At 71.9% G+C, this 18,506-nt stretch carries 14 protein-coding genes; 11 read left to right on the top strand and 3 right to left on the bottom strand.

The genetic code is table 11. The features are described from left to right. Positions 1 to 548: 548 nt before the first annotated feature. The 4 genes from BCD49_RS29750 to BCD49_RS29735 all read left to right on the top strand — a co-directional run bounded on the left by BCD49_RS29750 (position 549) and on the right by BCD49_RS29735 (position 3,425). A complete protein-coding gene (locus tag BCD49_RS29750) occupies positions 549 to 1,625 on the top strand; it encodes an NHL domain-containing protein (RefSeq protein WP_027140590.1) in 1,077 nt (358 codons plus the stop codon). A gap of 149 nt (positions 1,626 to 1,774) precedes the next feature. Next, entirely contained in the window at positions 1,775 to 2,182 is a 408-nt protein-coding gene (locus BCD49_RS29745) for a RidA family protein (RefSeq protein WP_027140589.1), read from the top strand. A 286-nt stretch (positions 2,183 to 2,468) separates the two neighbouring features. Then, a complete protein-coding gene (locus BCD49_RS29740) occupies positions 2,469 to 2,906 on the top strand; it encodes a VOC family protein (protein WP_007507155.1) in 438 nt (145 codons plus the stop codon). A gap of 72 nt (positions 2,907 to 2,978) precedes the next feature. Beyond that, positions 2,979 to 3,425 carry a nitroreductase family deazaflavin-dependent oxidoreductase gene (locus BCD49_RS29735; RefSeq protein ID WP_007507157.1) on the top strand — a complete coding sequence of 149 codons (447 nt, stop codon included), beginning with the start codon at positions 2,979 to 2,981 and terminating at the stop codon, positions 3,423 to 3,425. Between the two features lie 156 nt (positions 3,426 to 3,581). On the opposite strand, the gene BCD49_RS29730 is transcribed toward BCD49_RS29735, so the two are convergent. Then, complete coding sequence (locus BCD49_RS29730) at positions 3,582 to 4,565, bottom strand: helix-turn-helix transcriptional regulator (protein ID WP_071042155.1); 984 nt, start codon at positions 4,563 to 4,565, stop codon at positions 3,582 to 3,584. Positions 4,566 to 4,680: 115 nt separating this feature from the next. Here BCD49_RS29730 and BCD49_RS29725 point away from each other — a divergent pair, with 115 nt between their 5' ends. The 4 genes from BCD49_RS29725 (at position 4,681) to BCD49_RS29710 (ending at position 11,260) form a co-directional block, all read left to right on the top strand. Continuing rightward, positions 4,681 to 5,103, top strand: a complete 423-nt coding sequence (locus BCD49_RS29725; RefSeq protein WP_007507161.1) for a VOC family protein — start codon at positions 4,681 to 4,683, stop codon at positions 5,101 to 5,103. A 303-nt stretch (positions 5,104 to 5,406) separates the two neighbouring features. Continuing rightward, positions 5,407 to 6,831, top strand: a complete 1,425-nt coding sequence (locus BCD49_RS29720; protein WP_007507163.1) for a CATRA conflict system CASPASE/TPR repeat-associated protein — start codon at positions 5,407 to 5,409, stop codon at positions 6,829 to 6,831. Positions 6,832 to 6,902: 71 nt separating this feature from the next. After that, positions 6,903 to 7,793: a CATRA system-associated protein gene (locus BCD49_RS29715; RefSeq protein WP_131803588.1), complete on the top strand. Its 891-nt coding sequence runs from the start codon at positions 6,903 to 6,905 to the stop codon at positions 7,791 to 7,793. Between the two features lie 293 nt (positions 7,794 to 8,086). Then, positions 8,087 to 11,260, top strand: a complete 3,174-nt coding sequence (locus BCD49_RS29710; protein ID WP_131803587.1) for a WD40 repeat domain-containing protein — start codon at positions 8,087 to 8,089, stop codon at positions 11,258 to 11,260. A 267-nt stretch (positions 11,261 to 11,527) separates the two neighbouring features. On the opposite strand, the gene BCD49_RS29705 is transcribed toward BCD49_RS29710, so the two are convergent. Next, positions 11,528 to 11,950, bottom strand: a complete 423-nt coding sequence (locus BCD49_RS29705; protein ID WP_007507169.1) for a nuclear transport factor 2 family protein — start codon at positions 11,948 to 11,950, stop codon at positions 11,528 to 11,530. Positions 11,951 to 12,005: 55 nt separating this feature from the next. Further along, positions 12,006 to 13,460 (bottom strand): class I adenylate-forming enzyme family protein, encoded by a 1,455-nt coding sequence (locus BCD49_RS29700; RefSeq protein WP_007507171.1) that lies wholly within the window; start codon positions 13,458 to 13,460, stop codon positions 12,006 to 12,008. Between the two features lie 70 nt (positions 13,461 to 13,530). Here BCD49_RS29700 and BCD49_RS29695 point away from each other — a divergent pair, with 70 nt between their 5' ends. The 3 genes from BCD49_RS29695 (at position 13,531) to BCD49_RS29685 (ending at position 18,506) form a co-directional block, all read left to right on the top strand. Next, complete coding sequence (locus BCD49_RS29695) at positions 13,531 to 15,579, top strand: NADPH-dependent 2,4-dienoyl-CoA reductase (RefSeq protein WP_071042153.1); 2,049 nt, start codon at positions 13,531 to 13,533, stop codon at positions 15,577 to 15,579. Between the two features lie 169 nt (positions 15,580 to 15,748). Then, on the top strand, positions 15,749 to 16,717 hold the full coding sequence (locus BCD49_RS29690; protein ID WP_007507175.1) for a PaaI family thioesterase: 969 nt from the start codon (positions 15,749 to 15,751) through the stop codon (positions 16,715 to 16,717). Between the two features lie 70 nt (positions 16,718 to 16,787). Further along, positions 16,788 to 18,506 carry an N-acyl-D-amino-acid deacylase family protein gene (locus BCD49_RS29685; protein WP_007507177.1) on the top strand — a complete coding sequence of 573 codons (1,719 nt, stop codon included), beginning with the start codon at positions 16,788 to 16,790 and terminating at the stop codon, positions 18,504 to 18,506.

Genomic DNA, 18,506 nt, shown 5'->3' with positions numbered 1-18,506 from the left:
TGACCGTTGGATCGGCGCCAGATGACACCACGCCTCGCGGCTCGGGAACGAGTCTCCCAGCCGGTCACCTGGGCGCCGTGCCGCCGGCCCCCGAGCCCGAACATGCGGGCGGGGGCGGCCATCCGACCGGCTCCGAGCCCTCGGCGGTCGCCATCACCGCGCCGCCGGGCGCGGCCGGAGGGGGCGCCCTCTCCGGCGCCGTCCCCTCCGGTCGAGTCTCCACGGCATCCGTCGGCGGTCCCGCCCTCCCCGCAGAAGCCGCGTTCTGGTCCCCGCCCAGCGGCGCCCCCGACGGCTCCCAGCCCGCCACTACGCCTTGGGCCGTCCCGGGCGGCCCGACCGGCGCCACCCCCTGGGTCACTCCGACCGGCGCCACCCCCGGGGAAGTCCCGGGGGGCCCAGCCGGTGCCACCGGCTGGCCCACGGCCGGCGGCGCGCCTTGGGGTGGCGCGCCTCCGCATGGGTACGGGCCCGTCGGCGGCGGTGCCCCGCGGGGCCGCCGCCGGACCTGGCTGATCCCAGCCGTCCTCTCGACCGTTGTCGTTCTCGTGGCCGCGGGGACGACCGCGTTCATCGTCAGCGACTCGGACGAATCGCCGGCCGGCACGCCCACCGCGGTCGGAACCGCCCCCGCCGGGCAGTCTGCCCTCCCGACACCCACCCGCACCCCGCCTCCTGGCCCCGGGCCTGCCTACGCCGGCGAGGCACTCACGATCGCGGACTTCGAACCGGAACACGTGGCGGTGAGCAAGGACGGCACGCTGTACGTGTCCTGCAATGGCTCCAGCGGCGCCATGATCTACCGGATCGGCCGGGACGGCGACGTCGTTAACATCGACGTCAGTTATCCGGGCTACAGCGGTAGGCCGAGCATCGGGCAGGTCGATTTCGACGACGCCGGTAACCTTTACTACCCCGATCTCGGCGAGCACCGCATCAATCAGATCAACCCTGTGGGCGCGATCACCACGGTGGCCGGAACCGGTGTCAAGGGATTTTCCGGTGACGGCGGCCCCGCCACCGAGGCGCAGATCGGCTCTGTCGACGACCTCGCGGTGCTTGCCGACGGCACGATCTACTTCGCGGACTTCGGCAACGAGCGCATCCGCAAGGTGACGCCCGACGGCGTCATCTCCACGGTCATCCACGTGCCCGGCGGCGGCCTGAGCACCGCCGAGGTCGGCCCTGACGGCGCCCTCTACTTCACCGATCTCATCAGCTCCGCGGTCGACCGCCTCGACCCGGACGGCGGGTTCACCACCGTCGCCGGCGGCCAGCCGGACGAAACCGCCGACGGCCGGATGGGTGAGGGCGGCCCGGCGCTGAAGGCGGGCCTGTTCCAGCCCATTCTCGAGATCGGGCCCGACGGGACGCTGTACGTCGTCAGCCCCGTCAAGGAGAACGTCCGCAAGATCGGGCCCGACGGAACCATCACCACCGTCGCGGGGACCGGCCAGACGGGCTTCGGGGGCGACGGGGGGCCGGCGGTCGCGGCGACCTTCTGGGGAGCCCACTCGGTGGTCGTCGACACGAGCGGCGCACTCTACGTAGCCGAAATAGCGAACAACCGGATTCGGCGAATCGGGCCTGACGGGACCATCACCACCATCGCCAAGGCCCCGTGAGCCGCGACGCCTGACCGACGGCCCGACTGGAGCTGGGGCGCGCGGCGGCGGGCACTGTCGCATACGTGTACAGCGACCACGCCGGATGTCCGATCCGACTCGAACCGCTTGCCGACGAGCGGCGTCGCAGCGGGCTGTACGGTCTGCGCATGTCCGACGCCGTCACCCGCCGAACGATCAGCCCCGACCGCATGGCTCCCCCGGCGGCCCGCTATGCCCACGCGGTCCTGGTCGAGAACGCCAGCCGGTGGCTGCACACCTCCGGAGTCGTGCCGGTGGCCCCGGACGGTTCGGTACCGGACGGGGTGTCGGCCCAGGCGAGCCAGGTGTGGAGCAACATCGCCGCGATACTGACCGAGGCCGACATGACGGCCGGGGACATCGTCAGCGTCACCACCTACCTGGTCGCGACCGAGGTGACACCCGGGCTGGCGCAGGCCATGGCGGCACGCGACGAATTCCTCGGCGGCCGCCGGGTGGCCAGCACGCTGGTGACCGTCCCGGCTCTGGCCCAGCCATCCTGGCTGCTCGAGATCGCGGTCGTCGCCGCGGCGTGAGCGGTCACACGCGGCGACTGCTCGAACAACATCATCCAGTTGTCGGCGGCAAGGGCGCGCCAGCCGAAGGTGGTCTGCCCGGTGTCGGAGACCTGGACGGTGCACTGGATCCAGCTGCCTGCCCGGAAGATCTCGTCCGGCCGGGCGAAGAACTGGCAGCGGTACGGGTCCTGGTGCCCGGCGCGATGACCAGGATCGCTCGGACTCCTGTCCGTCGAGAACGTAGCGCCGGCTCCGTCCCAGGGACACGAGCGGCCGCGAGCGCCGCGCGACACGGGAGGAACTCATGACGATCCACCGCATGGATCACGCCGGCGTTGTGGTCGAGGATCTCGCGGCCGCCATTGCGTTCTTCGTCGAACTGGGCCTGGAACTGGAGGGCGAGACAGCGGTCGAGGGTGCATGGGTGGATCAGCTCGTCGGGCTGGACGGCGTCCGAGCGGACCTCGCCGTCATGCGGACCCCGGACGGCCACGGCCGGGTCGAGCTGTCGACGTTCCATTCGCCGGTGGCCACCAGCACTGCGCCGAGGGCGCCGCTGAACACCCCGGGCATCCCTCGCCTGACGTTCGTCGTCGACGCCGTTGACGACGTCCTCGCCCGCCTGCGCGCCCACGGCGCCGAACTCGTGGGTGGGGTGGCGCAGTACGAGGATTACTGCCGGTACTGCTACGTCCGCGGCCCCGAGGGCATCATCATCGGGCTGGTCGAGGAGCTCGGCTGAGGCAACACGATTCTCCTACGTCACGTAGGTGATCACCAACCAGTACCAGCGATACCGGAAAGGACCGCCGCCATGGCCGTCGCCGAGGACCTCGACCGCGCCACCGACTCGGCGTGGGACTGGGTCGCTGAGCAGACCCGTACGTATCTGGCCTCGGGCGGAACCGTGGGACACGAGTCGAACGGCGTGTACACACTCGTGCTCGCCACGACCGGACGCAGGACCGGCGAGCCACGTCGTACCTGCCTGATCTACGGCACCTCGGGGGACGACTTCGTCGTCGTCGCGTCCAAGGGCGGCGCCGACGAGGATCCGGCGTGGTTCAAGAACCTCCAGGCGGACCCGAGCGTCGGGGTACAGGTCGGCACCCGCCGGTTCACCGCGCGCGCCCGTGTCGCCTCCTCGGCAGAGCGCAAACCCCTCTGGGCCCAGATGGCGCGCATCTTCCCGCTATACGACGAGTACGCACAGAAGACCGACCGCGTAATCCCGCTCGTCCTGCTCACCCCGCTGGACTGACCCAACCACCTATGCACGAACACATGGCCGACCAGACCGTGAAACTCAAGGCCGCATGTGGCGCCAATAGATCTCACCTGACTGGTGGAGTGCTGTTATTCAAAGTGCCCACTATTCGTCGATCATGGGTGGTGTGGCGACTCATCGTCTCGATCGTCAGYCGGCGGTGTGGGCAGCGGCTTCGGCGAAACGTTGAGAAAGCACCCCGAAGGCATCCCCGAGCTCACGGGGTGCCACCTGGATGATGGCCGCGTCGAAGCGGCCGAGCGAGGCGGCCAGCGCCACCCACGACCAGGAGCCGACGACCAGCCGGCACCGGTTGGGCGCGAGCTCTTCCACGATGCCGTCGTGGACGAAGGGGGCCACGTCGCGCAGGGGAAGCTCCAGGACGGCCTCTCCCGTGCACGGCCAGGTGTTCCCACGATCCGAGCCCTTGAGGCGCCCGGCGAGGAAGTCATGGACGTCTCCTCCGGGCACGGTGCGAGGCGTGAACCGGGGGCCGGTCGGGACACATGGGGTCACCCTGTCGAGACGGAACACTCGCCAGTCGCTCGCGTCAAGATCCCAGGCGACGAGGTACCAGCGCCCGCCGCCGAAGACGATGTGACGGGGTTCCGTGCGCCGCCTGGAAGGGCTGTCACCCGGGGCTCGACCCATGGAGACGTAGTCGAATCGCAGGACCTCCTGTGCCCTGACAGCCGCGCTCACCGTGATGAGCATTTCTGGCTCCACCGCGACCGCGGCCGTGTCAGYGGCAGGGAGCGTCGTGAACGTCATGCCGTCGATCCGCTGACGTAGCCGTGKGGGCATCACCTGCCGCACGGTCGTCAGCGCTCGCAGGGCTGCCTCGCCACCTGCCGCGCCCGAGACCKACGCGACTTGCAGGGCGATGGCGAGCGCGACGGCCTGGTCGTCATCGAACAGCAGCGGAGGCAGCTCGGAACCCGCGTCGAGTCGATACCCGCCGTCCGGGCCCTTGATCGCATTGATCCGGTAGCCCAGTTCTCGCAGGTGGTCCACATCGCGGCGCAGCGTGCGGTCGCTGATCTCCAGGCGCTCCGCGAGCACACGGCCTGGCCAGTCGCGCCGTGTCTGCAACAGCGACAGCAGTCTCAGCATCCGTGACGGTGATCCGGCCATGCCATCCAGTCTTCCGTAGAAGAGGACATGGCCTGACCGGTACTGCCGTGAGTCTTGTGCTGCGGCTGGAACGTTGAGCCGGCTCGTCATGACAACAAGGGCAAGGAGTCCCACGATGACCATCGGCGTCACGCCCCACCTGAACTTCCGCGGCAACGCCCGCGAGGCGCTGGAGTTCTACCGGTCCGTCTTCGGAGGCGAGCTCGTCGCCGTGAGCTATGCCGAGATGGGCAACGCCGACCCCGCCACCGCCGACAACGTCGTGTGGGGCCAGGTCACAGGCGACAACGGCTTCCGCATCATGGCCTACGATGTCTACCCCCACCTTCCCTGGGACCAGGGGCAGGACCCGTTCTTCGTCTCCGTCCGCGGCACCGATCCCACCGAACTCCAGGGCTACTGGGACAAGCTCGTCGACGGCGCCAGCGTCAAGCAGCCAATCGGCCCTTCCCAGTGGGCGCCGCTCTACGGGCAGCTCACTGACCGGTTCGGCGTGACCTGGGTCCTGGACATCGCGGTCAAGTACGTCCCCGCCTGAGTCGCTTCGTCGACGTGGCCGCCTCGACCAGAAGTGATCGCGGCGGCCTCTCGATGCCTCACCCGACCAAAGTGACAGGCGGCCTCGCCGTCGCGGTCGCCCACGACGACCCCACCGCAGCCGTAATCTCCGGCCTCGACGGCCCGACCACCCCGTCGCCGGCGGTCATCCGGCCGGCCGGCATCGTGTACACGGCGGCGTGGAACGGCGCCCGCCGGCCCCGGCGGACCCGGCCCGGTTACCTGCCCGCGATGACTACCGTCGGGACAGACGGATCCGGGTGGCTCGGATGGGAGGTTCCGGGTGAGTCAGGAGCTGACAGCCGCCGAGCTGGACGCACTGATGGCCGTGTTCCCGGATGTGAAGGATGCCCGGCGCCTGCTGCGGGTGGCCGGTTTCCCGAACGCGCTGGTTCCAGCCGACTCGGGGACCGTGGGGGCCTTCTGGTTCTCAGTTTTCGAGGCGCTGCGCAGCGGCGCCGTCGTCGACGGCCGGATCCGGCTACTGACGGCCGCGCGTGACCTCCATCCGGCGAACCCGGCCTTCGCTGCCAGCCGCACCCGGGTGACGGACCGTGCCCGGGACACGGACCAGGACGACGCTCCGCCTGACCTGCGGGACGCGGAACTCGTCGTGCACCTCTTCGCTCCGGCGGACGGCCCGCGCGCCGAGGCCGCATACGCGCATCTGCTGTCCGTCTGGGAACGCTGCCGCGACCATCTGGGCATGCGTCATCCCGCACCGGGCCTGCGGCTTGCGACCCGACCGCCGGCGGCGCTTGGCCGAGCGACGGGCGATCTCGCCGCCGTCGACGGCGGGGGCGAGGGCGTATACCAGGCCTTGCTGCGGCGCGACCACGATCTTGTCCGGCTGTCCGCGGTACTCGCGCCCGCGGCCGGCGCCGGCGCATTCGACTGGACCCCTCTGGACGCCCTGTGGTCCCGGGCGGTCGGCCCGTTGTCGACGGACCTGGTCGGAGCGGTGCGGATCTACCAGGGTCACGTCCGACGCCGCGCCGACGACGGCCAGGTGACGGTCAGCGAAGCCCTGGCGCGCGGCTGCAGGCACGCTCTTCCTCCGAGCGAAGGCGGCCGGCCCGGATGGGAGGAACGCGGCGTGACGACCGGCTCCGGCTTCGGCGTATGGGAGCTGGGTGAGGGCGACGACCTCCGGATCGAACGCCAGATCGTCGTGCTGGCGGCCGCTGAGCGCGACCACGCGCTCAGCGCCTACACGTGGACGCGCACGGATCAGTCCCTGCCGTACCTGGTCGGCTATCTCGCCAACGCGGCGAAGGTCAGATACCAGTACCGCGTGTGGTCTGACGCGCCGTCGGTGGCGGCGCTGCGCGAGCGCGCCGCCACCGACGTGACCGAGCTGAGGCGGCGACTGATGTCGCCGCGGGCCGACGTCGCGTCCGGCGCGGACCCTGCGGAGGCTGTGCTCACGGACCGGCTTCTCGTACATCTCGATCTCCTCGTGGCGGCGCGCGCGGACCGTGACGACATGCGAGAGAGCGTGGAAATCGCGGTGAGCAACATTCGGGAAATGCTGCGGGAGGACCGGTCTCCCGAAGACGGGCCCGGTCTGTTCGCCGAGGACCTGCGGCTGGCCACGTACCTGACGGAGCAGCTTGGCCGGGACCGGTTCTTTCTCACCACGGCCGTCGATCGGGTGAAGAGCACGCTGAGGACGGCGCGCCGACTGGGCGGGACGACTGACGCCTGATCGGCCATCGAGCAAGTCGTCTCAGGGCCTTCCGTCCCTACACCTCCGATAGCCGTCTATTGTCCGGGGGTATGGGGGACAGCACGGGGGGCCGTCGTCGCCGTCACCTGGATTTCGACGGCCGGCGGGCATTCAACGGCAACGGACGAGAACTCCTTTCGAGGATTCCACAATGGCGGCTCTCCGCGGAGTCGTGGGACGCGGTGGCCGCCGCGTTGGCCCGTTGGCAGGCGGCGAACGCGGTGGGCGACAGACCTGCCGGCGAGCGGGCCCGTCGCGAGCTGGCCGCTCTGGGTCTGTTGGCCGTTCGGCTCGGCGAGGCGCCACCGCCCGGGACGGGGCCGCTCCCGCCGCCGATCCGCCAGCGACTCAACGTCCTCGTACACGAGCTCGGGGGAACGCTCGAGGCCCCGCCGCCCGACGCGGAGACGACGCCGGATCCGGCGCCACTCGCCTTCGCGGCCCGCGTCACGAGACGGCTCGCGGAAATGCCCGTATTCGACCGCGCGGGGGTGGCCTTTGCCGGTACCGACGCCGACCGCCGCGCGAGCCAGCAGACCGCCGAAGTGGCCGGGCTGCGGATCGTCCGGCGCATGGCCGACCGCACTACCGTCGAGGTCGTCGTCACCGCCGGGCGGGAGACAAACGGGAATGACCTGGTCGCGCTGTCGGTACGCGCCGGCACTGACCCCGGCACGCTGTTTCTCCTCCCGTTGTGGCGGTACTCCACCGAGGAACCGTTTGTCGCGACCGCGAGGATCCGCCTCCGCTCGGCCAGGATCTCCATGGCTGTCATCCCGCCGTTCCCCGCTCGTCGGCTGACCGGCGACGACGCGGCGGCGATCGCCAGATCGATCGCGGTCACCACGAACTCCGGCCGCGACGCGTGGCGCCGCATCGCCGCGGCCCGGCTGCCGGACGACCCGGTGCGGACGGCGGTCCTCGAGGCGACACGGACGTGACGCCGCCTGCCTGGCGGCCATTGGCTCGCCACCCGAACAGGCACCCCGGGCAGCGTCCATCCGAAGACCACACAGATCCCCTCGCACTGCACGACGCGCTCACCGGGGCCCAGCAGAGATGGCTCGCGATCTGCTCGGTGGCCGTCGAGCAGCAGTCGCCCGCCTTGATCGACGGTCTGCTTCGGCCCGGTCAGCCGCACCGGCGTGCGCTCGCGGAGGTCCGACGCTGGCCACGCTCCGCCGACCGGCCTCCGCGTGGGCCGGCGGCTGCGGACGATGACGGATCGCCCGACGTGGCAGCCGCGCGCGCCGTGGCGGCCGTCGCGGAGGGGCTCACCGGGAAGCCCAGCCAGCGCAGGCTTATACAGGCGGCGGCGGCCCATTGGGAGCGAGCCTGTCTTCCCGCGTTCGATGAAGGCAAGCCGTTCCCCATGGCGATGTTCGACCAGGTGTCCGAAACCGGCAGGAGCCTGCTGACCAAGATTCAGACCGATACGGACAGCCCGCTCCGCGGCTTCCTGGCGCTCCTCGCGTTGCGCCTGGCGGGTCGGCTGCCCACGGTCCGGCGGCGCGTCACCCTGCCGGTGCTCTTCGAGCTGGAAGGCGACACCGGAGCGGTCGGCGTGCTGCGGCTGGAGGAGCTGGCCGACGGCCCGCCAGGACTGCACCCGGACCCGGGCACGATGACGTTCTTCGTCGGTGACGCCGCCTTCCATGAGTCGGCGCGCCGCGCCTGGCGTGCCAGCGCTCCCCGCCGCGCCGGACGGTGCGTCGTCTGGTCCGTGCTCGACGGTGACACGCCCCGTGACCAGGTCCTGGAAGGCTCGCTCGGCGCGGCGTTCGCGGTCGGCCTGCGGGAGCTGCACCGCCTGCGCCGGGCCCGCGGCCGACTAAGCCCGCGGCGGCTGGACCCTCGCTGCGCGGTCACGGCGGCCGTCGACGAACCAGCCACCCGGCTCCAGGCTGTCGACGGGTACCGCCCCAAGCTTGAGGCCGCCCACGAGGCGCGGCTGCGATCGGTCGTCGTAGCAGCGGGCGCGCGCCGTTCCCCGGAGTTTCCCGACCCGCCCGCCGATCTGAAGGTGCGCGGCGCGACCACCGTCGACCAGGCGTTCCGGCAGTCCCGACGACGGCTCAACCCGCTGTTCGTCGTCACCTCGATCGTCGTCGTGACGCTGCTGCTCGCAGTGACACTCGCCTTGTCGGCCGTCTGGCGGCAGCGGGAAGCGACCCGAAGCGAGCAGCAGGCTGCCGCCGCGCACACACTGGTCAGCACAGCGGACACGGCGCGCACGGCCACACCCCCGGACACTGGGACCGCGCTTCGGCTAAGCGCCGCCRCATTCGCGAACTTCCCCGGGCCGCCCGAGACCCGGTCCAGCCTGGTCAGCGCGCTCACCGCCAGCAGGCACATCTCCTCGACGCGCGCCGGCAGCGCCGTCCACGCGGTGGCGTCCTCCGCCGATGGCCGCACCGTGGCCGTCGCGACCGAGGCGAACACCATCTCGCTGTGGGACGTGACCGACCGCGCCCATCCCAGGCGGACCGGCACGCCCCTCGCGGGACACACCGACAGCGTGCTTGCGCTCGCGTTCACCGCGGACGGCCGCATGCTGGCCAGCGGCGGCGATGACGACACCGTMATCCTCTGGGATCTGTCTGACCGGGACCGTCCGCGCCGCATCGGCATACCGCTGACACCGGACGTCGGCGAGATCGAGCAACTATCCCTGTCACGTGACGGCCACAAGCTGGCGGCCCTCGCCTACCAGTCCGCCGCCCCCGTTCTGTGGGACCTGCGCGACCGGAGCAGGCCGCGTCGGATCGCCGCGCCGCCGGCCGACGAGGACGTCCCGGTGACCTCGGTGGCCTTCTCCCCCGACGGGGGTGTCCTCGCGACCGGCGACGAGGACGGCACCGTGACGATGTGGGAGATCAGCCCTGGGTCCCGGCCACGCAGCACCGGCGTGCCCTTCGACCTGGAGACGACCGACCTGGGCACGTCATCCCCGCTGTCCATGGCCTTCTCCCCAGACGGAAAGATCATCGCGACGGGCGACGACGACGGCACGATCCGCTTCTGGGACATCAGCGACCCCGACAGTCCGGATCGAGTCGGCCTCAGGTTCGCCGACCACAAGGACGACGTGGCCGCGGTTGCCTTCTCGCCCGACGGGCGCCTGCTCGCCGCGGCCTCGCTGGACGCCACGGTGACTCTCTACGACGTGCACGACCCTACCGAGCCGCGACGCTACGGCGAACCGCTGACGGGCCACAGCGATGCCGTGTACGGGCTGGCGTTCTCGCCGGACCGCCGGACCCTCGTGACGGGCAGCGGGGACGGCACGCTCGCGCTGTGGGACCTGGCCGGCCCGGTCCCGCTCCCGCCGGACGGCGCCCCGCTGAGCGGGAGGTCGTCGGCCAACGCTGACAGGATCTCCGCCCTGGCGTCCTCCGCCGACGGACGCCTACTCGTCGCCGCCGGCCTGTTCTACATCCGCGTCTTCGACCGGAGCGACCACGGCCGTCTGCTGAGCCGGTTCCACGCCGGCAAGAAGGGCATCGACGCCATCGCGCTCACCCGCGACGGGCGCACTCTGGCCATCGCCGGACCGGACGACGAACTGACCCTGTGGGACCTCACGAAACCCGGGGAACCGCGGGTCGCCGACGTGGTGGAGGTCTACTCGAGCGACGAGAGCAAGCCGAGGGCGCTCGCCTTCTCGCCCGACGGCCGGCTGCTCGCGGCCGCGGGAGGCGACGTGTCCCTGTGGGACGTCCACGATCCTGACGACACGGAACAGCTGGGCGCTCCGCTCACCGAGAGGTCCGCCCGCTCCGTGGCCTTCTCCCCGGACGGGCGGATCCTGGCCGCCGGGCTCATTGATCACACCGCGTTGCTCTGGGATCTGGCGCAGCCGCCCCGGCCCCGGCAGGTCGGTGCGCTCACGGGTCACACCGATTCGATCTATGCGATCACTTTCTCTCCGGTCGGGCATCTGGTGGCACTCGGGAGTCAGGACCGAACCGTCACGGTGTGGGATCTCACCGACGTCATTCGTCCCCGGCGGCTCGGGCCCCCGCTGGCCGTCGGCGGCGCCGACGACGGCGAGAGCACCGTCAGGACCCTCGCGTTCTCGCCGGACGGGCGCACGCTCGCGGGCGGCCGAGACGTCTCCGTGACGATGTGGGACCTGACAGACCCGGCCCGCGTCCGCCCGCTCGGTCAAACAGCCATCACTCTTGGTCGCACGGTCGCTACGGTCCTCTTCTCACCCGACGGTGCGTCACTGCTGACCGGCGACGAGAACCGCGACATCACCGAGTGGGACCTGGCACCGCTCGAGCGGCTCCGGCACGACCCGCTGGCCGCGGCCTGCGCCCGGGACGTCGGCGACGTGAGCCCGGCCGACTGGGCACGGTATGCACCCGGGGTGCGCTACCGCGGGCCCTGCCGCAAGCCCTAGTGCCGCATCCGGCCAGGCTTGCCGCGAGTCGTGAGCGCCGCGCCGGGTCTGCCAGCCTGCCCGGCCCAGCCCAGGAGCTGCACGAACAGCGAGATCGCGAACCCGCCGCGATCAGACTGCCGGCGTGGTCGCAGCCGACAACAGCGTCGGCCAGGCTGGGGCACCAGGAGACAAACTGGCGCCCGCCTCGGGCAGTTGGGTGGTGGCGAGACCGTCGGTCCCCACGCCGTGGCCGTGCGCGGGACGCGTCAACGCATCGACGATGTATCAGCGGTGGAACCGGCGACGCTGAAAGCACCAATGATCATCAACCCGCCGATAGCTGTCCCAGTACTGCAGGACGCCGATCTCCCATTCACCGCGCTCAGGCCATTCAAGCTCGTCGCGGCAGTAGACGATCCCGTGCGCCTCCTCTGGCCCGTCGAAGTCGACAACATGGTTGCCGACGAAGTGCACGCTGGTCTTCGGATGGCTCATCTGCGCGCTGAACCATGCTTTGAGCGCATCGCGTCCCTGGGCGTCGCGACCGACGCGGACGTCGGGCACGAACAACGCGACGAGCGCGTCCATGTCCCGCGAGTCCAGCGCCAGCGCGTAGCGGTAGGGCAGTTGCCGGATTTCGGCAAGGGACTCCATTCGGTCGAGGCGGGCCTCGACGCTGTCTGGCCGCCAGGCTCCGAGCCGGGACATGCGATCTCCTCTCCCTCCCGGCGGGCTTCCGCCGGGCGACGCGCGTCGATCGCTCTCAGCCCTGCGAAGTGGGCGCAGCCATGTCAGCCAGGGCTCGACGCAACAACTTGCCCGCGGCGCCGCGGGGCAGGGACTCGACGAAAGCCCAACGTCGAGGAACCTTGAACCCGGCGAGCCGGGCCCGCAGGTAGCCGGTCAGCTCTTCCTCGCTCGGCGGACTGTTCGTGTCGACGGGCACGACCCAGGCTGCGACCTCCTCCCCGAGGCGCCGGTCGGGTACGCCCGCGACGGCCGCGTCCGAGACCGCGGGATGGCTGCGCAGCAGCGTCTCGACCTCCACCGGGCGGACGTTCTCGCCGCCTCGGTTGATCGTGTCCCCGGTCCGGCCGGCGAGGTGGACGTAGCCATCCGCGTCGATACGCGCGAGGTCGCCGGTGCGTAGCCAACCGTCCGCGTCAGCGGCGAACACGTGGTCGCCACATGCACACAGCTCACCGACGCCGTCCGTGTCGGCGCTCTCGATGCGCAGCGCGACGCCCGGAGCGGCCCGGCCCACGGACGAGAGCAGCTCCGGCTGACCGGCGACAGCGGCGTGGTGGTCCTCGCCCGTCAGCACACACAGGGGCGATCCTTCGGTCTGGCCGAACAGGTTGGCCAGCCGGACGCCTGGCAGGGCGGCCAGCGCCGCGCGCAGCGTGTCGGGATGGATGGGTGCCGCTCCGTACTGCATCCATCGCAGCGCGGGCAGCGCCAGCGCATCGGCGGCGAGGAGCATCTCGATCATCGTGGGGACGAGCAGGGCGTGGGTCACACCCAAGGGCGCGAGCGCCCGCCAGGCGTCGACGGAGAAGGCCGGGAACGAGACCACGGTCGCACCCGCCGCCACCGCCACCGCCAGATTGCCCAGCCCGGCGATGTGGTGGAACCCGGCCGCCGTCACGAACCTGTCCCCGGGCCCGAGCGGTACGACGGACCGGTAGGCCCGGACGCGGGCGGCGAGTGCCCGCTGCCGCAGGGCGATGGCCTTGGGCGCCCCGGTCGTGCCGGAGGTGTGCAGCACCATGGCCACGTCGTCGGCCTCCGGGGCGGGCAGTCGCGGGCCGCCGGGCGGCAACGGGTCTGGCAGCACCACGAGCTGGCTGCCGGCGGCCCACGCGACCTCGGCGGCCAGCGGCACGAGGCCGGCCTCGGCGAGCAGGACGCCGCTGGCCAGGCCGCGCGCGATCTCGGCGAGCTCCGTCACGGTGAGCCGGGCGCCGAGCGGCGCGATCGGCCGGCCAGTCGCCGCGCCGGCGATGACGAGCGCCAGCGCGGGACCGGTGTCCGCGACCAGGGCGGGAACCGGCCGGCCGCTCGGAAGCGCCAGGCCGGTCAGCCAGGCGCCGACGCCGTTCACCCGGTCCGCGAGGTCTGCGCGGCTCCACCGGTCGGCGGTACCGACGACCGCTTCCTGCGTCCGCGGCCTGGCTTCGGCAACCAGCGCCGACCAGGTTCCGGCGCGCACGTCCACCCGGGTCTCCGGCCGGCCACCGTGACGATCTACACTCGACACTCCACAATAATAACATTAAGTTATCTATATGAAGATCGGCGATGCGCCCGCGGCCTCCTCCTACCCACGCCTGCTGGCGCCGCTGCGCGTGGGACCGGTCATCCTGCCCAACCGCATGGTCATGGGCGCGATGCACACCCGCCTGGAGACCCTCGACCGGCCGGTGGAACGGATGGCCGCGTTCTACGCGGCCAGGGCCCACGGCGAGATCGGGCTCATCCTCACGGGTGGCTACGCTCCCCACCCGGACGGCCGCATGGATCCCGAGTCCGGCGTCCTCGACGATGACCACGACCTCGAGCCCCACCGGGCGGTGTGCCGCGCGGTCCACGACGCCGGCGGGCTGATCGCCCTGCAGATACTGCACGCGGGTCGCTATGCCAAGGTGCCCGGCTGCGTCGGCCCGTCCGCCGCCAAGGCGCGCATCAACCGTTACGCCCCGCGGGCGTTGGACACCGCGCAGGTCTGGGAGATCGTCGACCAGTTCGCCCGCACCGCCCAGCTGGCGCGTGCCGYCGGCTACGACGGTGTCGAGATCATGGGCTCCGAGGGCTACCTGATCAACGAGTTCACCTCACCGCGGACCAACGACCGAGCCGACGAGTTCGGTGGCGACCTCGACGGCCGGCTGCGACTGCCCGTCGCGATCGTGCGCCGGGTCCGCGAGCGGGTCGGCGAGGACTTCCTCCTGATCTACCGCATCTCCGCGATCGACCTCGTCGAGGACGGCCTGACCGGTGACGAGATCACCGAACTCGCCCGCCGGGTCGAGGCGGCCGGCGCCGACGTCCTCAACACCGGCGTCGGCTGGCACGAGTCGGCGGTACCCACCATCGCCGCCAGCGTCCCGCGCGCGGTGTGGGCCTTCGCGACGCGCCGCGTCAGATCCGCGGTCACGGTGCCGGTCATCGCGTCCAACCGGATCAACGACCCGGGTGTCGCCGAGAAGCTGCTCGCGGACGGCACGGCCGACCTGGTCTCGATGGCCCGCCCCCTGCTGGCCGATCCCGACTTCGCGCGCAAGGTCCGCACCGGGCGTGYCGATGAGATCAACACCTGCGTGGCCTGCAACCAGGCATGCCTCGACCAGATCTTCACGGACGCCACCGCCTCGTGCATGGTCAACCCGCGCGCGGGCAGGGAGATCGAGTTCCTGGCCGACGCGCCCGTCGTACACCGGCGGATCGGAGTCGTCGGCGCCGGGCCCGCCGGCCTCGCGTGCGCCGTCACCGCGGCCGAACGTGGTCACGCGGTCACGCTCTACGACGCGGCGGAGGAGATCGGTGGCCAGTGGAACCTCGCCAAGGTCGTTCCCGGCAAGGCCGAGTTCGCCGAGGCCATCCGGTACTACCGGGTCCGCCTGGGTCGCCTGGGTGTCACGGTGCGCCTCGGCCGACCGGTCGACGCCGACGAGCTCGACGGCGAGAGATACGACGAGATCGTCCTGGCGACCGGCGCCACCCCCCGACGGCCGGACATCCCCGGCATCGACCATCCCATGGTCGTGTCCTACGCCGACGTGCTGACCGGGCGGGTGACACCCGGACGGCGGGTGGCCGTCATCGGCGCCGGCGGCATCGGGTTCGACACCGCCGACTACCTGGTCGGCGACGCCCGGGCCGCCCTGGACCCGGAGCCGTTCCTGCGTGACTGGGGCGTGGCGGACCCGGACGCCCGCCGCCGCGGCGACGTGACCGACCCGCCCGCGCCCGCCGGGGCCACTCGCGAGATCACCCTGTTCCAGCGGCAGGCAGGTCRCACCGGCCGCGGCCTGGGCAGGTCGACGGGCTGGATCCTGCGCGGCCGCCTGCGCAGGGCCGGGGTAGCCGAGGTCACCGGCGCCMGCTATCTCGCCATCGACGACGGCGGCCTGCACTACTCGGTCGACGGGCAGGCCCGCGTCCACGCCTGCGACACCGTCATCCTCTGCGCCGGCCAGGAGAGCGATCGAGGCCTCCACCAGGCACTCGCCACGCGAGGCGTCAAGGCCCACCTGGTCGGGGGCGCCGACGACGCCGAGGGACTCGACGCCGTCCGCGCGATCGACCAGGCCACCCGTCTGGCCGTCACTCTCTGACGGCCTCCGTCGGCCTGCCGCCGCGCTGGCAGGCCGACGCGGCGGCCGAGAGGTGGCCTCGCCTCCCAGCTGGGCGGCCAGGCCTGCGCCGACACCCCAGATTCAGAACAATTTTTTAGCTATTTGACGTATCCTCCTGTTCAAGGCCGCACGAGACGAGGAGGACAGGGTGCCGCGCGTCGGTGATCCGAAGACCACGCCCGCCACGGTGGGCGATCCCGGCGCCGCCGCGGAGCTGGAGTGGCTGCGCAGGGGAAGGGGCCGAGGCGGGGCCGCGCTGCCCGTCCACAGGACGCTGGGTCTTCAGGTACGCGAAGCCGAAGCCGGCCACTGCGTCACCCGGATGCCGGCCAGCTCCGCGGTGCTCGGCCCCGACCGGCGGATCCTCGCCGGCGCCCTGGGGATCGTGGCCGACGCGTGCTGYGGCTCCGCGGCGGCGACCGGACTCCCGGCCACCAGCGCGGTGCTCAGCGCCCAGCTGCGCCTGGAGTTCGTCCGCCCTGCACCGGTGGCGCCGGGCTGGGTCGAGGGCAGAGCGACGCTCGCCGCCGTCGGCGAGGGCGGCGGCGCGGCGCTGGCCCGCGCCGACCTGGTGGACGCCGACGGCGACCTGCTGGCCATCTGCACGCTGCGGTCGGTGTCCGCGGCCTGGCGCGGCCTGCCCGCGGCCGCCTCGCCCGTCCCCGTCCCCGCACAGGGAGCGGACCCCGACCAGTTCGCCGACCCGCGACACCTCCTCGGCGTCACCGGGGAAGCCGCGGGCGGTGGCCATGCCCATCTCGAGCTCGAGCCCACCAGAGCGGTCGCCAACAGCTTCGGGGCGGTGCACGGCGGGGTCGTCGCCATGCTCGCCCACCTCACGGCGACGGAGGCCGTCAGGCCGCTGCTCGGCCCGGACGACGAGGCYGTACCGCTCGACCTCCTGGTGAACTTCGTGCGCGGCGTGCCGGCCGCCGGCGGCCCGGTGACCAGCACGGCCACGGTCACCCACCGCGGCCGGACCTTCGTCGTCGCCGAGGGCCAGATCGCACTCGGCGACGGGCGCTGCGCCGTCCGGTTCTCCGCCGGCACGCAGATCCGCCCGGGAGGACACCCGCGACCGGCCGGTACCCGGCACCCCACCAGGGCAGATCGATAGTTGTCTGAAATTAATTAGTTAGCTTATTATGACGACGGAGTCTTGTCGTCGAGGCCGACGAAGGAGAGTCATGTATGACCTGGTGATCCGAGGCGGCGAGGTGGTCGACGGGACCGGCGCGCCGGCACGGCGCGTGGACGTCGCGGTGGACGGCGGGCGGGTCGTCGCGATCGGTGAGCTCACCGACGGCGCCACCCGCACGATCGACGCCGAGGGACATGTCGTGACGCCCGGCTTCGTCGACGTCCACACCCATCTCGACGTGCAGGGATTCTGGGACCCGACCCTGTCGCCGTCCCCGCTGCATGGTGTGACCACGGCGCTGGCCGGCAACTGCGGCTTCACGGTCGCCCCGCTGGACGAGACGGCCGGCGACTACCTGATGCGGATGCTCGCCCGGGTCGAGGGCATGCCGCTGACCGCCCTGGAGGCGGGCGTGCCCTGGGACTGGCGCACGACCGCGGAGTTCCTCGACCGCCTCGACGGCACCCTCGCGATCAACACCGGCTACATGGTCGGCCACTCGGCGCTGCGCCGGGTGGCGATGGGACCCGCCGCCACCGAGCGGCCGGCCACGGACGACGAGCTGGCGACGATGAAGCGACTGCTGCACGAGGGGCTCGCGGCCGGCGGCCTCGGCTTCTCGACGACCCGAGCGCAGAGCCATCACGACGCGGACGGGCAGCCGGTGCCGTCGCGGTGGGCGACGGACGGCGAGCTGCTCGAGCTGGCCGCGGTGGCCGGCGAGCACCCCGGCACGTCGCTGGAGTACCTGCCGACCGTGCCCGGCAAGGGCTACTTCCCCGAAGACATCGGCGAGCTGATGATCCAGATGTCGCTCGCCGCAGGTCGTCCGCTGAACTGGAACATCCTCAGCGTCACCGCCCGCACCCTCGACGACGCCCGCGCCAAGCTGGCGCTCGGCGACCAGGCGCGGGCCCGCGGGGCGAAGGTCGTCGGGCTGACCATGCCCGACACGCCGCCGTCACGGTTCTCCTTCCTGTCCGGGTTCGTCCTGGACATGGTGCCCGGCCTGCACGACTTCCTGTTCCTGCCGCCGGCCGAGCGGCTCGCGATCCTGCGCGACCCGGCGCGGCGCGCGGCCCTGCGGGACGCGTGCGCGGCCCCGTCCCCCTACAGCCACCTTGTCGACTGGGCGAGCCGCCACATCATCGAGACGTTCTCGCCATCCACCGCCGCCTATGCCGGGCGCCGGGTCGGCGACATCGCGGCGGAGCAGGGCCGGGACCCGTTCGACACGTTCGTCGACATCGTCGTCGCCGACGAGCTGCGCACGACGTTCTCCAACCCCTGGCACGCCCCGACCGCCGAGGACTGGGCGGCGCGTGCCGAGATCTGGCGCGACCCCCGCGCGGTCCTCGGCGCCTCCGACGCCGGCGCGCACCTCGACATGATCGGCTTCTTCGCCTACACGACGATGGTCCTGCACCACGGCGTCCGCGAGCACAAGGTGATCAGTATCGAGGAGGCGGTCCGGCTACTGACATCGGTGCCGGCGGACCTCTACGGGCTGCGGGACCGAGGCCGGATCGTTCCCGGCGCCGCCGCCGACCTCGTCGTCCTCGACCCGGCGGCGATCTCGCTGCAACCACTCACCACCCGGTTCGACCTGCCGGCCGGCGCCGGCCGGCTCTACAGCGAGCCGGAGGGCATCGCGCACGTCGTCGTCGGCGGGGTGCCGATCGTGGCGGGGCGGACGTTCACCGGCGACACCCCGGGCCGGGTGCTGCGGTCGGGCCGGGACACAGCCACCCCGGCGATGGTCTAG

The sequence above is a fragment of the Pseudofrankia sp. EUN1h genome, from assembly GCF_001854645.1.
GTDB lineage: Bacteria > Actinomycetota > Actinomycetes > Frankiales > Frankiaceae > Pseudofrankia > Pseudofrankia saprophytica.
Note: the sequence above shows the minus strand (reverse complement) of the source record. Positions and strands in the feature narration are given on the sequence as shown.